Source organism: Dickeya parazeae Ech586 (assembly GCF_000025065.1).
GTDB lineage: Bacteria > Pseudomonadota > Gammaproteobacteria > Enterobacterales > Enterobacteriaceae > Dickeya > Dickeya zeae.
Map to the genome: position 1 here is coordinate 1,586,324 of NC_013592.1, position 14,720 is coordinate 1,601,043.

General features: G+C 51.8%; 16 protein-coding genes. 8 read left to right on the plus strand and 8 right to left on the minus strand.

What is annotated here, in order from left to right:
• Positions 1–91: 91 nt before the first annotated feature.
• Complete coding sequence (locus DD586_RS06905) at positions 92–1,108, plus strand: NADP-dependent oxidoreductase (protein ID WP_012884095.1); 1,017 nt, start codon at positions 92–94, stop codon at positions 1,106–1,108.
• A gap of 61 nt (positions 1,109–1,169) precedes the next feature.
• Complete coding sequence (locus tag DD586_RS06910; RefSeq protein WP_012884096.1) at positions 1,170–1,475, plus strand: putative quinol monooxygenase; 306 nt, start codon at positions 1,170–1,172, stop codon at positions 1,473–1,475.
• 308 nt (positions 1,476–1,783) lie between these two features.
• Here DD586_RS06910 and DD586_RS06915 read toward each other — a convergent pair whose 3' ends face one another.
• Together DD586_RS06915 and DD586_RS06920 are read right to left on the minus strand one after the other, a co-directional pair.
• Positions 1,784–2,176, minus strand: a complete 393-nt coding sequence (locus DD586_RS06915; RefSeq protein WP_012884097.1) for a VOC family protein — start codon at positions 2,174–2,176, stop codon at positions 1,784–1,786.
• Positions 2,177–2,368: 192 nt separating this feature from the next.
• Positions 2,369–3,295 (minus strand): alpha/beta fold hydrolase, encoded by a 927-nt coding sequence (locus DD586_RS06920; protein ID WP_012884098.1) that lies wholly within the window; start codon positions 3,293–3,295, stop codon positions 2,369–2,371.
• A gap of 90 nt (positions 3,296–3,385) precedes the next feature.
• Between DD586_RS06920 and DD586_RS06925 the strand changes: the two genes are divergently transcribed.
• The 3 genes from DD586_RS06925 to DD586_RS06940 all read left to right on the plus strand — a co-directional run bounded on the left by DD586_RS06925 (position 3,386) and on the right by DD586_RS06940 (position 5,497).
• Positions 3,386–3,961, plus strand: coding sequence for a CGNR zinc finger domain-containing protein (locus tag DD586_RS06925; protein WP_012884099.1), 576 nt, complete (start codon positions 3,386–3,388; stop codon positions 3,959–3,961).
• Between the two features lie 428 nt (positions 3,962–4,389).
• Positions 4,390–4,956 carry a TetR/AcrR family transcriptional regulator gene (locus tag DD586_RS06935; protein WP_012884100.1) on the plus strand — a complete coding sequence of 189 codons (567 nt, stop codon included), beginning with the start codon at positions 4,390–4,392 and terminating at the stop codon, positions 4,954–4,956.
• A gap of 64 nt (positions 4,957–5,020) precedes the next feature.
• Positions 5,021–5,497, plus strand: a complete 477-nt coding sequence (locus DD586_RS06940) for a nuclear transport factor 2 family protein (protein ID WP_012884101.1) — start codon at positions 5,021–5,023, stop codon at positions 5,495–5,497.
• 192 nt (positions 5,498–5,689) lie between these two features.
• Here the strand turns inward: DD586_RS06940 and DD586_RS06945 are convergent, their stop codons facing one another.
• Positions 5,690–6,427 carry a type 1 glutamine amidotransferase gene (locus DD586_RS06945; RefSeq protein WP_012884102.1) on the minus strand — a complete coding sequence of 246 codons (738 nt, stop codon included), beginning with the start codon at positions 6,425–6,427 and terminating at the stop codon, positions 5,690–5,692.
• 115 nt (positions 6,428–6,542) lie between these two features.
• Between DD586_RS06945 and DD586_RS06950 the strand changes: the two genes are divergently transcribed.
• Entirely contained in the window at positions 6,543–7,310 is a 768-nt protein-coding gene (locus DD586_RS06950; RefSeq protein ID WP_012884103.1) for an AraC family transcriptional regulator, read from the plus strand.
• A gap of 103 nt (positions 7,311–7,413) precedes the next feature.
• Here DD586_RS06950 and yajD read toward each other — a convergent pair whose 3' ends face one another.
• Both yajD and DD586_RS06960 read right to left on the minus strand, forming a co-directional pair.
• Positions 7,414–7,761 carry an HNH nuclease YajD gene (gene yajD, locus DD586_RS06955; protein WP_012884104.1) on the minus strand — a complete coding sequence of 116 codons (348 nt, stop codon included), beginning with the start codon at positions 7,759–7,761 and terminating at the stop codon, positions 7,414–7,416.
• 202 nt (positions 7,762–7,963) lie between these two features.
• A complete protein-coding gene (locus tag DD586_RS06960) occupies positions 7,964–8,920 on the minus strand; it encodes an NAD(P)H-dependent flavin oxidoreductase (RefSeq protein ID WP_012884105.1) in 957 nt (318 codons plus the stop codon).
• Between the two features lie 102 nt (positions 8,921–9,022).
• Here DD586_RS06960 and DD586_RS06965 point away from each other — a divergent pair, with 102 nt between their 5' ends.
• Positions 9,023–9,892 carry a LysR family transcriptional regulator gene (locus DD586_RS06965; protein ID WP_012884106.1) on the plus strand — a complete coding sequence of 290 codons (870 nt, stop codon included), beginning with the start codon at positions 9,023–9,025 and terminating at the stop codon, positions 9,890–9,892.
• A 211-nt stretch (positions 9,893–10,103) separates the two neighbouring features.
• Here the strand turns inward: DD586_RS06965 and dsbA are convergent, their stop codons facing one another.
• The 3 genes from dsbA to DD586_RS06980 all read right to left on the minus strand — a co-directional run bounded on the left by dsbA (position 10,104) and on the right by DD586_RS06980 (position 13,967).
• A complete protein-coding gene (dsbA, locus tag DD586_RS06970; RefSeq protein ID WP_012884107.1) occupies positions 10,104–10,727 on the minus strand; it encodes a thiol:disulfide interchange protein DsbA in 624 nt (207 codons plus the stop codon).
• 313 nt (positions 10,728–11,040) lie between these two features.
• Positions 11,041–12,450, minus strand: coding sequence for an MATE family efflux transporter (locus DD586_RS06975; RefSeq protein WP_012884108.1), 1,410 nt, complete (start codon positions 12,448–12,450; stop codon positions 11,041–11,043).
• A 32-nt stretch (positions 12,451–12,482) separates the two neighbouring features.
• Entirely contained in the window at positions 12,483–13,967 is a 1,485-nt protein-coding gene (locus tag DD586_RS06980; RefSeq protein ID WP_012884109.1) for an efflux transporter outer membrane subunit, read from the minus strand.
• 125 nt (positions 13,968–14,092) lie between these two features.
• Here DD586_RS06980 and DD586_RS06985 point away from each other — a divergent pair, with 125 nt between their 5' ends.
• Positions 14,093–14,710, plus strand: coding sequence for a TetR/AcrR family transcriptional regulator (locus DD586_RS06985; protein WP_012884110.1), 618 nt, complete (start codon positions 14,093–14,095; stop codon positions 14,708–14,710).
• Positions 14,711–14,720 lie beyond the last annotated feature (10 nt).

A 14,720-nucleotide genomic window follows, 5' to 3' on the forward strand; every position in this document is an offset into this window, starting at 1 on the left:
GGCATAAGTAAAGCGAAATTCAGCTACATTATCAATCTTGAATATTGGTCGTATGCTCTGTCGCCTGAGTACCTTGCAGAGCGAGATGGTAATGACAGAGATGATGAAAGCAGTACAGCTACATGCGTTTGGCGGGCCAGATAACCTGCTTTATGAAGACATATCCATGCCACAGGTGGGAAATGACGATGTTCTTGTCCATGTGCGGGCGGCCAGCCTTAACCCGCCAGACTGGTATCTGCGTGACGGTTATCGGGCACTGCCGCCGGAATGGTGGCCACATCCCGCTTTCCCGCTCATTTTAGGTACCGACGTATCCGGCGTCGTCGCAGCGGTCGGTAAAAATGTTACGGAGTTCAGCACCGGAGATGAGGTCTATTCGATGGTGCGCTTTCCTGAGAGGGTGATGGCGGGCAGTGGTGCCTATGCAGACTATGTCAGCGTTCCTTCATCAGAGCTGGCGCTGAAACCTCGGGGAATTGGACATGTTGAAGCGGCAGGCGCACCGATGTCACTCCTCACTGCCTGGCAGTTTCTTGTCGAAACGGGGCATGATGCACCGAATCCTTTCCAGTCTTTTCCTCACAAAGCTTTGCCGTTAGCCGGTCGGACCGTATTGGTCAATGGTGCCGGTGGCGGCGTAGGGCACCTTGCCGTGCAGCTTGCTCGTTGGAAAGGTGCGCGGGTGATTGCGGTGGCGTCTTCTCGCAATGAGGCGCTGTTACGTGACCTGGGCGTTGACGAATTTATCGACTACACCAAAACCGCTGCCGAGAACGCCGTAAAGAATGTTGATCTCGTCCTTGATGCGGTTGGCGGCGCCAATATGGGGCGCTTTCTGCGCTGTATAAGACCAGGTGGTGCATTATTTCTCGTTAATCCTTTGGGTTTTTCCGCAAGGAGTGAGGCCGCCCAAAAAGATATTTTGGTGTCATCAACGCAAGTACGTTCCAGCGGTGCGCAATTATCTGAAGCGGGCCGTCTTCTGGAACAAGGCGTTATTCGGGTTGTCATTGATAGCACCTATCCGTTAGCCATGGCATCGGCTGCCCATCAGCGTGCCGCAATGGGAAGTATTCAGGGCAAAATTGTGCTGACAAATTTTTGATAATCACCTTCCCTACCTGCCCTTGTATGACGGTCGGGGAATAGCAGAAAAGGCAAAGAAGATGCTCATTATTTCTGGTCATGTGGTTATTGACCCCTCTGACCTACAGCTATTTATGGCTGATATAACGTTACTCGCTCAAACTGTGCGAAAGCGTGAAGGAAACCTCGCCTATGACGTTGCAGTAGAGGATCCTCTGGTTGCAAGAGTGCTCGTATCTGAACGTTGGCAAGATCAGGATGCACTCACTGCGCATCTTGCAGCGACCAACACCCAAGCGTTTATCACCCGCTGGGAGGGGCGCATAAAGGGAGACGTCCTGAAATATGACGCCTTTAACGAAAGAGGTCTTTTGGATGTGCCGTGACAATGTGATAACGATTGAATGTGTTGAGGGTGTACGTAATTCTGTGTAATTGCCACCGTATTCCCATATAGGAAAAAATAACATGTTAACTATTCAACATGCCGACAGTGAAAGTAGATTGTGCAATCTGCTGGTATTTTCATAACGAGAAGATGTCGCAGAATATCCGCTCCTCACTCATGGTAAAGAGCCTGTCAGATCTATAACCGGCAATGGGCTGTTTTATTACCGGGCCCGGTTCACCCCTGACGACCGGGCAGTTATACAGAATGACTGACAGGCCCCTGACGGAGAATGCGAGAAACCACCTACCCGGGGTAATAGAATTCAATTCTTATACCACTTGGGTCATAGCATATCATGTGCATTGACGGTCCTTCCCTGATCAATGCTGGCTCGAATTCGATTTCAATCTGGTTTGCCTTCAGCACGTCAAGAGTCTGAAACAGAGCCTCTTTACTTTTAACCCGCAACGCCAGGTGATGGAGCCCGACATTCTTTTTACGATCAAATTTAACCGGGTCTTCTGTTTGCGTTTGCCAGAGCGTGATCATCAGTGCATCATCTTTCACAAAGATGGCCGGGTAATCGTCGCGTCGTTTTACCTCCTCCCAACCCAGCAGTTTAGTAAAGAATTCAGCGCTTTCCTCAAGCCTGGATACGGCTAAGCCAATATGGTGTACACCGGTAGTCACTGACATCGTTCTTGATCTCCTTCAGGATAGAGCTTCCGCCAACGTTTGAATCACTAACCGGTAAACGTGCCCGCGGGAGGTGATATCTTTGCACCCGACACGAACCGTCATGCCCTCCATAGATGTCATGACGCCTTCCGGTTTTGTTTCTGCCTGTTTTTCGGCGACGCCTTTCGCCATTCCTGCCCGTGAGGCGCGTTAATCTGACTGGCGGAGATGCCGGTCAAGAAAGTCACGAACGTCCATACCTATCTCTTTAGCATGAGTTTCGAGTGCGAAGTGACCGGTGTCATAAAAATTTATCTCTGCCTTCGGCAGATCACGTTTCCATGCTTCAGCGCCCGCCGCCAGGAAAAATGGGTCATGTTTTCCCCATACGGCCAGCAACGGTGGTTGGTACTCACGGAAATAGTGCTGGAAGAAGGGATACATCTTCACATTCGAGGCGTAATCCAGTAACAGGTCCAGTTGGATCTCCGCGTTACCCGGCCGCGATACCTGCATCCCTTCAAGCGTATAACCATCAGGAGAAACCAGTGACTGATCGGTTACACCTTCCAGATACTGCCATTTGATAGAGGCTGGCGTGGGAAATTCCTGCAGTGCACTGCGGTTTTCCGGCGTGGGTTCCCGCCAGTATCGCTGAATGGGTGCCCAGGCTTCGCCCAGTCCCTCTTCATAGGCATTCCCATTCTGGGAAATGAGCGCGGTCACTCGCTCTGGATGTGCTGCGGCCAGCCGCCACCCGACCGGCGCGCCGTAGTCGTGAACCATCAGTGCATAGGTGTCGAGATGGAGTTCCCCGGTGAACCGGTCAATGGTTTCTGCAAGCTGGTCAAAGGTGTAAGCATACGCGTCCTTCTCCGGAGCCTCGGTAAAACCAAAGGCTGGCAAGTCTGGCGCGATCAGATGATAACGATCGGCCAACTGGGTAATCAGGTCACGAAACATAAATGATGAGCCCGCGAAGCCGTGAAGCATAAGCAGCACAGGTGAGGCTGCATCACCGGCCTCACGGTAGAAAACGTTAACGTTGCCTGCCTGTTTATAGCGGTAATGAATCGTTGTCGCTGACGAGGCAGATGTGTTGTCTGCAGCAGGTAATCCGGAAGTGGACGAAGCCATAAAAACCCCTGTAACCTTTAAAGTGTTAAATTGAAGGTTACAGGTAAATTTGGTAACCTGTCAAAATAATTTTATAAGTTACGGACAGGTATGGAATCTAAACAACTTTCTTCTCAGCCTCTCTTTCTGGCCGATAACCTCGCGCTGGATTTCATAAACAGTGAATACGGGATAGGCGATGAGCGACATGATTGTTTTGAGGACGATTGCAGCGTCCTGGGCTGGCTGGAAACGGCGGGTCTTGTGCCGAAAGGCACTGAAGTACCGCCTGGATTACTGGCTGAAGCTCGCCAGCTACGCGATGCTGCCAGGGCGGTTGTGCATGCCGCTATGAAGTCCGTTGCAGCCGACCTGACTGTGGTTAACAGGATGCTTGAGGAAGGGTGCCCTGAGACGAGGCTGCGATGGGATGAAGAGACACAGCGCTATCGTATTGATGTTCGTTCAGGCACTCACAACCCTGCAAGCCTTCTCTGGCCTGTTGCCGACGCGCTGGTGAAGCTGGTCACTGACGACAAATTCGAATATGTGCGTCAGTGTGAAGCTCATAACTGTATTTTGCTTTTTCACGATTTGAGTAAATCGCATCGCCGTCGGTGGTGCAGTATGGCGACGTGCGGTAATCGTATGAAAGTGGCTGCCTTTCGTAACAGGAAGAGCTCGTAACAGGAAAGGTTCGTAACAGAAAGGTTCGTAACAGGAATAGTCTGTAGCGATGCTGAGCTCTTCCACAGGGTTGCCACTCTGGGCAGCCCGTGTTGTTTGCTTCGGTTCAGGAAAGGGCAGACATCATCCGGATCCGTGGGCCGGTTAAACCCACTGTGTTTTCAAGAATTCAGACCGCCTTATTTTTACAGGATTTTTTTACCCTGCCTCTCCCTAACGCGGCATCCATCCCTCACACTGAGAACGTACGGAACAACCCGCCGGACATCGGGTTTTCGTTCCGGCACGCAACCGCGTTATATAATTTTTTGCCAGAATTGCGTTTTGTTATTGATTTTAAATCATTTTATGAATGCGCATTGATGGTGGAAAAAAAAGATGAGTGACTAACACTTGACCGAGGAGAACGATCGTTCTACCATTAATCTATGAACAAAAACACGACTAACACACGAGAGAAAATTCTCGCCACCGCTGAAGACCTCATCTACCAGAACGGTATTCATGCCACCGGCATGGATCTTCTGGTGAAGACTTCAGGCGTGGCCCGGAAAAGTATTTATCGCCATTTCACGAACAAGGATGAAGTGGCTGCCGCGGCGCTGAGTGCGCGTGATGTGCGCTGGATGGAGTGGTTCAGGACGGAATGCGACAAAGCGGATACGCCGCGGGAGCGCATCCTGAATATGTTCACCGTGCTTAAAGGCTGGTTCGAGTCGGAGGGATATCGCGGATGCGCGTTTATCAACACGGCAGGCGAAGTAGGGGACTCTGCCGATCCGGTTCGTCAGATAGCCAGGCTACACAAACAGAAACTACTGGATTACGTACTTGAGCTTACCGGGCAACTGAATACAGAGCAGCCGTTACCTCTGGCCCGGCAGCTACTGATATTGATAGAAGGCGCTATCACTATGTCACGTGTTATGGGCGATTACAGCGCCGCCGATGATGCAAAAGATGTTGCTCAGCTGTTACTAAAACAGGTCTCGTAGCAGCGACCTGAGTTCCAAAGATGAAACACTCACTGAAATATCCAATTCTACTGGAGGCACCACCATGTCCGATTCACAAATCCGTCCGCCACTGCCGCCGTTCACCCGCGAGTCCGCGATTGAAAAAGTAAGGCTTGCTGAAGATGGCTGGAACAGCCGCGATGCCGAAAAGGTATCGCTCGCCTACTCTCTGGATACCAAATGGCGCAACCGTGCAGAGTTTGCGAACAATCGTGAAGAGGCCAGGGGGTTCCTCGAGCGTAAATGGAAAAAAGAGCTGGAGTACCGTCTCATCAAGGAGTTGTGGGCCTTTGACGGTGACCGCATTGCTGTCCGGTACGCTTATGAGTGGCGTGATGACTCCGGTAACTGGTTCCGTTCTTACGGCAACGAAAACTGGGAATTCGGTGAAGATGGGCTGATGCATCATCGCTACGCATGTGTCAATGACATGCCTATCAAAGAAAGTGAGCGCAAGTTCCACTGGCCTCTGGGTCGTCGTCCGGATGACCATCCGGGTTTATCTGAGCTGGGTCTGTAACTTTCTCTACTTCCCTCATTAGACGCCCGGCTACTGTGTCCTGGCCGGGCGCTTGTCTCATCGGTGTGACGTTAAGTCGTGCCAGTCGAAGCGAGATGAATGTCGTATTAAACAAAATAGGTACTCGGCTCGAGGGACGATACGCCTGAGCGTTTCCTCACTTAAATAGTGTGTTGTTTAATAGCGAAAACGTTAACAATGAAGTGACTCTCGCGACTGGATATAGCGTTTTTCGAGCTTGTCGAGGAAGGTGAATAAGCACCTGTTCATTTCGCGGTAGTCGTTGGCCCGTAATTCTTCGGGTGACTGGACGAAGCGGTAGTCTGCAGCCCGGCGTAAATCCCTGTCGGAATGTGCAATCAGTAAGTCGACGACATCCGGAGTCAGTTCCATATGACACTGAAAGCCGTAAACCAGCTCAGAATAAGCCACTATCTGGCGTGGGCAGCCTTCGCTGTAGGCGATGATTTCCGCCTCAGGCGTGAGCCCCGGCATGTCGTTATGCCAGTGTCCGACATCGAGTTTGTCGCCGAAATGAAAAAACAGTTCGTTCTTCGCGCTCCTGTCGGTCATAAAAATGGGAAATTTGCCGATCTCTTTTTCCGGACTGTGAGCAAAGGGGGCACCCAGTGCTTCGCCAATCAGTTGAGCGCCCAGACAGACGCCGATGATGGCTTTACCCGATAGCGCTGCAGCGGCAATAAGGGCCTGCTCAGCTCTGGAATCAAAATAGGGGCATTCATCAACAGTGACAGAAGGATCCTGAGGTCCGCCCATAACAATTAACAGATCGATGCCCCGCGTATCTTCGGGAAGTTTTTGACCCGCATAAACATGGGAAAAGGTGACCTCATGGCCGCGAATCACGGCCCAGGTTTCGAAAGCCGCAGGCGCTTCGAAACTTTCATGCACAATAAAATGAACTCGCACTGGCATATACTCCTGGAATGCTTGTTGACTGTTTAATTCAGCGCCCGTTGCCCCGGCAAAATTCTGACCGGGTGACGTCAGCCGGTTCATGTTAAACCTAAGGTTTTAATCTGAGATGCCAGTAAGCTTTGATAAAGCGCCAAGACACGATGACGTAACAGGCTGGTCAGCGACGGCCATTTCTTACCTGCGCGGAGAGTGTGATCCCCCCCATTACCATCTTGAAGGGCAGTTATTGTTTTCGACCACAGGCGTTATGCTCGTTGAAGCTGCAGACAGGCGATGGGTTATTCCTCCTCAACGCGCGCTGTGGATCCCGCCGTTGATGGAGCACTCATACCGACTTTTATCGCATACGGAACTGCGCGCTGTTTATGTCAGCAAGAGCCTTCTTTCGGCGTGTCCGGATTTCACCCGTAACGGTCTGGTTCATGTGATAAACGCGACTTCACTCGTGAAAGCGTTAATTGCCGACCTTTTCTCGGGAGAACATCACGGCCAGATAAAGCGAAAAATGGTACTTTTACTGCTGGACATTCTCTCCGAGGCACCATCCACGGTTGCAGAGCTTCCGGTGCCGCGAGATGAGCGATTATTTCGGGCAACCAGAGAACTCATGCTAAGTCACCGCTGGGAAGCATCCTTAACCGACATGGCCTATATTGCCAACATGTCTGAAAGGTCCTTTTCTCGCCTGTTTTTGCGTGACACCGGGTTCAGCTTCAGAACATGGAAACAGCGCGCCAGGATATACACATCGCTGGATCTTCTCTCTGAAAACATCCCTGTCAAACAGATCGCCTGGCAGCTCGGTTTTTCCTGTCCTGCTGCGTTTTCCACTGCATTCCGGGCAGTGATGGGCATAACACCTGGTGATTTTTAACCTGACTACAGCTGGCAGGCCCTTAAAGAGCGACATTCGCCTTTACTGACATCCTAAAAAGGTTTGTCGAATGCCTCAGTGTGTGAAGCGGACGTTGCTGGCACTATTTCTTCTTATTAAGCATCGACTTGAGATCGGCGAAGGGGTTATAGGTTGCTGCACCAACATCTTTTTGCGCGTCTTCCCCTGCTACAACTGTGGTACCGTACTGCTCGGCTTCCGTGTACTTCGAGTGCTCGTGGTCATGACAATACAGACACAGCAACTCCCAGTTGCTGCCATCTTCCGGGTTATTGGTATGGTCGTGATCGATATGGTGAACCGTTAATTCGCGTAGGTTTGAATAAACAAACTCCCGTGAGCAGCGCCCGCACACCCATGGATAGATTTTTAATGCTTTCTCACGGTAACCGCTTTCCAGCCGTGAGTAGTTTTTGGGGATCAAAACCATTGCCGTGCCACCTGTGATAAAAAGGTAATTTTACAATATATCCCATAGATGGAACAGAACGAGACTGTTTGTTGTAGTCCGTTTGATCCCCTCCCTATACCGGCACCAGACAAAACTTACGCTTTAGCAGAAGATCTTACTGGTATGTTGGCAACCATGACTCCGAGCGTTATCACTGCGACGCCCATATTGTGTACCTAGGTTAAAAGTCCCGCATAAGATCAGAAATGATCTCTCCCGCCGGACGAATAGAGTTGATGACAGAAATTCCCGTGCCGGTGGACACAACACCCTTGTCAAAATGGCCGAGCCTCATGGCCTGCCACAGTGAGTGGTATCCGTTCATGGCGTTAAACATCGTTTCACGATCTGTACCCTGTGCGTCTAATTCAGCCAGCGTGGGACTGAGATCGGTGGGCAGGGTACGGTAATAAGCTGGCATCGTGCGGAACAACAGCAGATCTTCCGCCGTGGAATTAACAATCAGGTGTTTAACTTTATCAGCTGCCGGGTTTTCTACTGCGGTTAGAAACAGGCTGCCCGCATAGACGCCTTCCGCCCCCAGCGCCAGTGCGGCACGCACGCCGCGAATATCGCCGATACCGCCTGCCGCAATCACCGGGACTTTTACACTATCCACGATCATGGGAACGATGCTGAACGTACCAATCACTCGGGTTGGAACGGTGCCACCTTCGTCAAAACCCGTAGCGATAATAATGTCGGCCCCTAACATCTCGGCTTCTTTTGAATTAGCGATAGTGGGTGTCAGGGCGCGGTAAAGGATTTTGATGTTATGGCTTTTAAAAAAATCAAATATTTCAGCGCTCAGGACTTCATTGATAAGCACGACTTCCACACCTTCTTCAGCCAGCATTTCTGCGGTGGGTCGCCAGAAGCTCATATCCGGGCCGTTAATCACTGTCGCCGCGAAGGGGTTGTTGGTCATTTTTTTTACTTTTCTGATCTCCTCTCGCATGCGATCCAGTGCCACATAACGCGAGCCTGGCAGGCTTTCTTGCCCGGCGTGTGGCCCTAGCGTGCCCAGACCGCCAGCATTTGACACGGCGGCGACCAGTTCCGCATTAGTCAGAAAATATAAGGGAGCCTGTATGATGGGGTAGCGAATATTTAAGATTTTAGTGACGCGATTATTCATTGTTAAATCCAGCAGAAAATGGGATTGGCAAAATTCTACGCTTTACAAAATGGAATGGAATCGCCAAAAATAAGAACGTAATTCCCAAAAATGGAAATGAAAATGGATTTCAACACGACGAAATGGTTCATTGCGGTGGTGAATGCTGGCAGCTTTTCTGTCGCCAGTGACAGAATGGGCGTGCCGATTTCTACACTAAGTCGGAAAATCAATCAGCTTGAGCAGGAGCTGAACGTACAGCTTCTGGAACGCTCACGACATGGGGTTAAACCCACCGAGAAAGGGCAAAAATTCTTTGAGCAGGCGCGTCTGGGTGTTGAGTTGCTGGAGGACGCGCAAAAGTCTGTCATCTCTGCCCACACACTACAGGGAAAGCTGCGTTTGTCTGTCCCTCCTAATTTTTCAATCTGGTGGAATTTATTGATCGCATTTCAACAACGTTACCCCGATATCACCGTATTTTGTCATTCTAGCGAGAGAGTTGTTGATTTGTTCGAGGATGGCATCGACGTAGCGCTCAGAATGGGAAATTTAAATACTGATAATGTGATTGCTAAACCTGTCATGACGGTGGAAGCGCTTTTTGTGGCAAGTCCCGCATTATTAGCACGTTACGGTACCCCACAGACACTGGAAGAAATGGCACGACTCCCAATTGCCGCGTGGGAAAGTCTACATCATGGTTCTTTTGAATGGGGGAGGGGATCGGGAAAGGTGAAATACGAGCCTGCTTTTTCCAGTAATAACATACAGGGTTTAATTCATTATGCGCTGAGTGGTATGGGTGTAGCACAAGTGCTGGATTTTTCGGTCAGACCTTGGCTGGAAAGTAGTGAACTGATACGGCTTTTACCTGGGATAACGATGCAAAGCCTCCCGCTACACCTTGTCTATGCTCGTCATAAACATCCATCCGCCCTGGTGCGCGCGTATCTGGATTTTTGTTTAGAATGGGTAGGAAAGCTCAATTAGCGTTATAACTTTTTCACCCTACGAAACGCCCTCGATGTAGACAACAGAGAGTGGACTGCTGCTATGTCGGCATAGTCCAGTCCAGTCCAGTCCAGTCCGGTTGGTGATTGGTGATATTGAGGCGATTGATCAGGTCGCACAATCCGGCTGAGTTCCCTCAACGTGTTCTACTATTCCGCTCTGCTATTTAGGCGCGATAAATAAATCTACGTTATTTTTTGTCGATTAGAAATTTGATCGTTTCAACGTACTGTTGTACGAAAACGTCCATGCTACTTATATCCATACCTTGCATGTTAACTATATATTTGCCGTTAACATACATAGCGGGGACCCCCTGTAGCTGAAGATTGGCTACTGCTTTTTCCTGCTGGGCAACAAGCGATTTCACAACGAAGCTGTTCCATGCCGCATCGTACTCTTCTGGCTTAACACCGGCATCAATAAATACTTTTCGGATATCAGCATCCGTCTTTATCGTCTGCGTTTTCTGAATACCCTCAAACAATGGTGCAGATATTTTATCTTCTACACCCAGTGCCATTGCCACAGCCCAAGCCTGGGTAAGATATTTGCCCAGAGGTTCAAGGAACTCTACGTGGTATTTAGTGAGGTGGATGCCTTCTGGCAGTTCTTTTTTTACATGTTCTGAAATATGAAAAACCTGCTCAAATTGGTAACAGTGTGGGCAATTAAACGAGAAGAATTCTAATACCTGCGGCTCTCCAGCAACCGATTTGTCTAAGGTCGTATACTGTTTACCGTCGGTAATCTGTGTGGCAACAGCGTTAAAAGCAAAGGTTATACTTGCCAGAATCAACCAAATTTTACTCATAGTTAATATTCTCCTGAATATCAGTAATATACCCGCCATATTTCAAGTTGCAGGTGCGTTGGTTGCGTTACTCACCCCAGTCACTGACTTGTGTCAGCGCCTGGGATTTGTTCGATTGCCGCCTTCCTAATAATCCGAATTATTTAGGATATAAATATAAATACGCTATCTCTTTAATATTCACACAGTGAGAGCGGTCTAAATATTATTTCCCGCAGTCCATATTGAGTTCTGATTTTGCACTCATAAAATTACGATCACCATGTAATGATTGCTACTGTCACAAATTACGTGGCCCGATGGCTTTGCCAAATCACGCTTTCGTCGATATCGGTAAGCGGTTTGACCGTCCAATTCCGAAGCTAACCGCTACAGTTATGGCACCATAAACAAAAGCACTCAGCGCGATAATCGTGAAAAGCGATGATAAGTCAGCATTAAACTGTGTGACAGCTAGCCACCCAGCCACCGCCGCAATCACCATACGCACGGTCCCGGCGATCACGGGCCAGAACACGCGTTTCGCCCCTTGCCCGGCAAAATAGAGCGCCATGGCGATGCCGATAGCACCATAAAACGGCGCGACGTTTTGCAGGTAGAGGGTCCCAACCGCCAGAATGGCGCGATCGTCGCTAAACAGCGAAAGCCAAAGGCGCGGATAAACCGCCACGACAAGCCCGATTAACTCGGTAAACGTAAACGCGACGGCGGCGCCAACCCAGGCAATACGTTGTGCGCGCTGCTTTTGCCCCGCACCGATGTTGACGCCGACCATGGTCATAATCGCCGTCCCCAGCCCAAACAGCAGCGGGATTTGCAGATAATCCAGCCGTGAAGCGATGCCATACCCAGCGATGGCATCTGGCCCGAACAGCCCGACAACGGCAGTCACCACGGTAACGGTCAAATTGATCTGCACAGTACCGATGGCCGACAGGAAACCCACGCCAAGCACGTCGTTGAACAATCGGGAACTCAGCGGTGCGATTGACAGCCGGATAACGCTGTTGGCGGAACGCATGTGCCTGACCAGCAATAGCGTGGCAAAGAGATAATAGGAAAGTATCGCTATCCCCGCGCCGGCGACGCCAAACGAGGGCAGCGGCCCCCATCCCATTATCAACGCAGGAGAGAGCGGCAGCAAAATGGCGCCCCCCAGCAAGGTGATACGCGCTGGCGTTTTCGTGTCGCCCGCACCGCGCAGAGCGGCAGACAGCAACGCAACCAGCCAGACCAGCGGCGCCCCGGCAAACACAAGATTTGAATAGGCCAACGCGGCAGAAAGCGACGGCCCGTTAACCCCCATGATGCGATACAGCGCCTCACCGCCGATGAGAAGGAGACCGGCAAACACCGCTCCCATAATCATCGCGATAATCACGCCGTGCCAGAGCAGCGCCTGTGCATCCTGCCATCGACCGGCACCCGATGCCCGCGATATCGCCGATGATAATCCCCCGCCGATGCCGCCGTTCGCCATCATTTGCATCAGCATCAACACGGGAAATACCACTGCCACCCCGGCTAATACATCGGCGCCAAGTGAACTGACAAAGTAGGTTTCCACGACCCCCACCAGCGCCTGAACCACCAGCACCGCAACCGTCGGCAACGCCAGACGCAGCATGACCGGCAGGATGGGGCCGACCAGAATATCCGTGGTCAACTGTTTGGCGGTCGGCTCGTGGCTTCGATTGGCGTTCGGTAATAATTTCGTCATCATGCAGGCCCAACACTCAGTGTGATGAATAACATTTAAACGCCGCTCTTGCTGTGCTGACTGGGAACTGACGCCGCCGTTTCACCGGGTTGCCAGCCGCCGCCGAGCGCGTTGAACGCCGCGACTGCCGCACGGGCGGATTCGGCTTGCGCCTGAAGTCGTGCATCGGAAGCCCGCAGCATACTTTCGTCGGCTTGCAGCACCTCTATCAGGCTAAGGGTGCCGTGCTGATAGGCCGCAAACGCCGCATCCCGCGCCCGACTGAGTGAATCAACCCCTTGCGTCAGCACGCGGGCCTGCTCCTCATGGTTAACCAGCGCCGAGAAGGCGTTTTCCACATCTTCAGTCGCCTGCAATACCGCCAGCCGATAGGCTGCCAGCATCTCAGCCTCCTGGCCTTTGGCCTGATTGATCTGCGCATTGATGCGGCCGAAATCGAACAGCCGCCAGCGCAAACCGATCACCCCGGACGATTGGCTGGCGCCGTTGCTAAACAGGTTGCCACTGGATACCGTCGTCGCGCTGCCAAGCAGCCCGCTCAGGGAAAATTTGGGGTAATACTCGGCAATGGCGACACCAATACGCGCGTTGGATGCGGCTAAGCGACGCTCCGCCACGATCAGGTCTGGTCGGCGTCGAAGCAGCTCACCCGGCGTGCCGGTGGCGGCGATTTGCGGCGCGGCGGGAATGGCGCTGGTCTCAGCCACCAGTACAGCCCGGTTTGTGCCCGGTGCTGACCCCAGCATCACATCCAGCGCGTTCATCGCCGTATCCAGCGCAGTTTGTAAAACCGGCACCGATGCCTGCACCTGTGCCAACGCGCCTTCGGCTTGTTTTACCTGAAGCTCTGCCGCCAATCCTTTGCCGTATAAGCGGTTGATGGTGGCGAGCAAATCCTGCTGCGTTTGCACTTGCCGACGAGCGACGTTCAGGCGGGCCTGTAATCCACGAATCGTGATGTAGATGTCGGCGGTCTGTGCGGCTACCGCCAGACGGGTTGCCGCCACTCCCGCTTCAGACGCCTGATACTCGGCAAGAGCCGCTTCCCGCCCGCGGCGCAGGCCGCCGAATACATCCAGCTCCCAACTGGCGCCGAGATCGGCCTCGTAAGTATTACCGTAGCGGTCGAAACCCGGTGTCGAGTTCAATACTCTCCCCAACGGGGTTTCGACAGACTGGTAGGCACGGCCCGCCTGACCGGAAAGGTTGCCGGAAGGCAGCAGTGCGGCATTCGCCGCGCCAAGACCGGCACGAGCCTGCGCCACACGCGCGGAAGCCTGCGCAAGAGAAAGATTCTGCTGCAACGCCTGCGTGACAAATCGGGTTAATTGCGGGTCGCCGAACCCTTCCCACCACGTCAGAAGCTCGGCATGGGTGGCGGCATGTCGTTGATTAACAGCCTCCTGACCCAGGTATTTTTCCTGCATTGACACGGCAGGCCGGGTGTAATCAGGGCCGACAGCACAACCGGCTAACAAACCAGCCACGGTAAGGACGATAACGGGAGACTTGGGTAACATATTTTTCCACCATAGACATTGCACCGATTTGTGACCATATTACAAATTGGTCACTCGTTGTCAACGAGAAGGTCAGGGGGTAAACTTCTCCCCCTGTGTATTACGTCAGGGGCAAATTGAAAACTATGAGTAAAGAAAACCCTTATCCCGTGTCGAACCGGGGCCCGGCTGATCATGATGTACGGGATCAGATAGTGAGCGCCGCGACCGCGCACTTTAGCCGCTATGGCTATGAAAAGACAACCGTTTCTGACCTCGCCAAAGCTATCGGCTTTTCCAAGGCCTACATTTACAAGTTCTTCCCATCCAAGCAGGCAATTGGCGAAATGATTTGCGCCAACTGTTCGCGAGAGATCGAGTTAGAAGTTCGGGCCGCCGTTGAGGAAGCCGATCGGCCTCCGGAGAAGCTGCGGCGGATGTTTAAGGCCATCGTCGAAGCCAGCCTTCGTTTGTTCTTTAAGGATCGAAAGCTGTATGAAATTGCCGCATCGGCCGCCAGCGAACGCTGGCAGGTAGCGTGCGCTTATGAGGAACGCATCCAGAAATTACTGCAGGACATCTTGCAGGAAGGTCGACAAAGCGGGGATTTTGAACGAAAAACGCCGCTTGATGAAACGGCAGCAGCGATTTATCTCGTCATGCGCCCTTATCTCAGCCCACTGATGTTGCAGTACAGTTTCGATTACATCGACGAAGCACCGGCGCAATTGTCCAGCCTGATACTGCGTAGCTTATCGCCATAGTTCAGCAGCA

Excerpts from the sequence above, each read along its gene's own strand:
- DD586_RS06905 (WP_012884095.1), top strand. The coding sequence starts at position 92 with ATGACAGAGATGATGAAAGCAGTACAGCTACATGCGTTTGGCGGGCCA.
- DD586_RS06910 (WP_012884096.1), top strand. The coding sequence starts at position 1,170 with ATGCTCATTATTTCTGGTCATGTGGTTATTGACCCCTCTGACCTACAG.
- DD586_RS06915 (WP_012884097.1), bottom strand. The coding sequence starts at position 2,176 with ATGTCAGTGACTACCGGTGTACACCATATTGGCTTAGCCGTATCCAGG.
- DD586_RS06920 (WP_012884098.1), bottom strand. The coding sequence starts at position 3,295 with ATGGCTTCGTCCACTTCCGGATTACCTGCTGCAGACAACACATCTGCC.
- DD586_RS06925 (WP_012884099.1), top strand. The coding sequence starts at position 3,386 with ATGGAATCTAAACAACTTTCTTCTCAGCCTCTCTTTCTGGCCGATAAC.
- DD586_RS06935 (WP_012884100.1), top strand. The coding sequence starts at position 4,390 with ATGAACAAAAACACGACTAACACACGAGAGAAAATTCTCGCCACCGCT.
- DD586_RS06940 (WP_012884101.1), top strand. The coding sequence starts at position 5,021 with ATGTCCGATTCACAAATCCGTCCGCCACTGCCGCCGTTCACCCGCGAG.
- DD586_RS06950 (WP_012884103.1), top strand. The coding sequence starts at position 6,543 with ATGCCAGTAAGCTTTGATAAAGCGCCAAGACACGATGACGTAACAGGC.
- yajD (WP_012884104.1), bottom strand. The coding sequence starts at position 7,761 with ATGGTTTTGATCCCCAAAAACTACTCACGGCTGGAAAGCGGTTACCGT.
- DD586_RS06960 (WP_012884105.1), bottom strand. The coding sequence starts at position 8,920 with ATGAATAATCGCGTCACTAAAATCTTAAATATTCGCTACCCCATCATA.
- DD586_RS06965 (WP_012884106.1), top strand. The coding sequence starts at position 9,023 with ATGGATTTCAACACGACGAAATGGTTCATTGCGGTGGTGAATGCTGGC.
- dsbA (WP_012884107.1), bottom strand. The coding sequence starts at position 10,727 with ATGAGTAAAATTTGGTTGATTCTGGCAAGTATAACCTTTGCTTTTAAC.
- DD586_RS06975 (WP_012884108.1), bottom strand. The coding sequence starts at position 12,450 with ATGATGACGAAATTATTACCGAACGCCAATCGAAGCCACGAGCCGACC.
- DD586_RS06980 (WP_012884109.1), bottom strand. The coding sequence starts at position 13,967 with ATGTTACCCAAGTCTCCCGTTATCGTCCTTACCGTGGCTGGTTTGTTA.
- DD586_RS06985 (WP_012884110.1), top strand. The coding sequence starts at position 14,093 with ATGAGTAAAGAAAACCCTTATCCCGTGTCGAACCGGGGCCCGGCTGAT.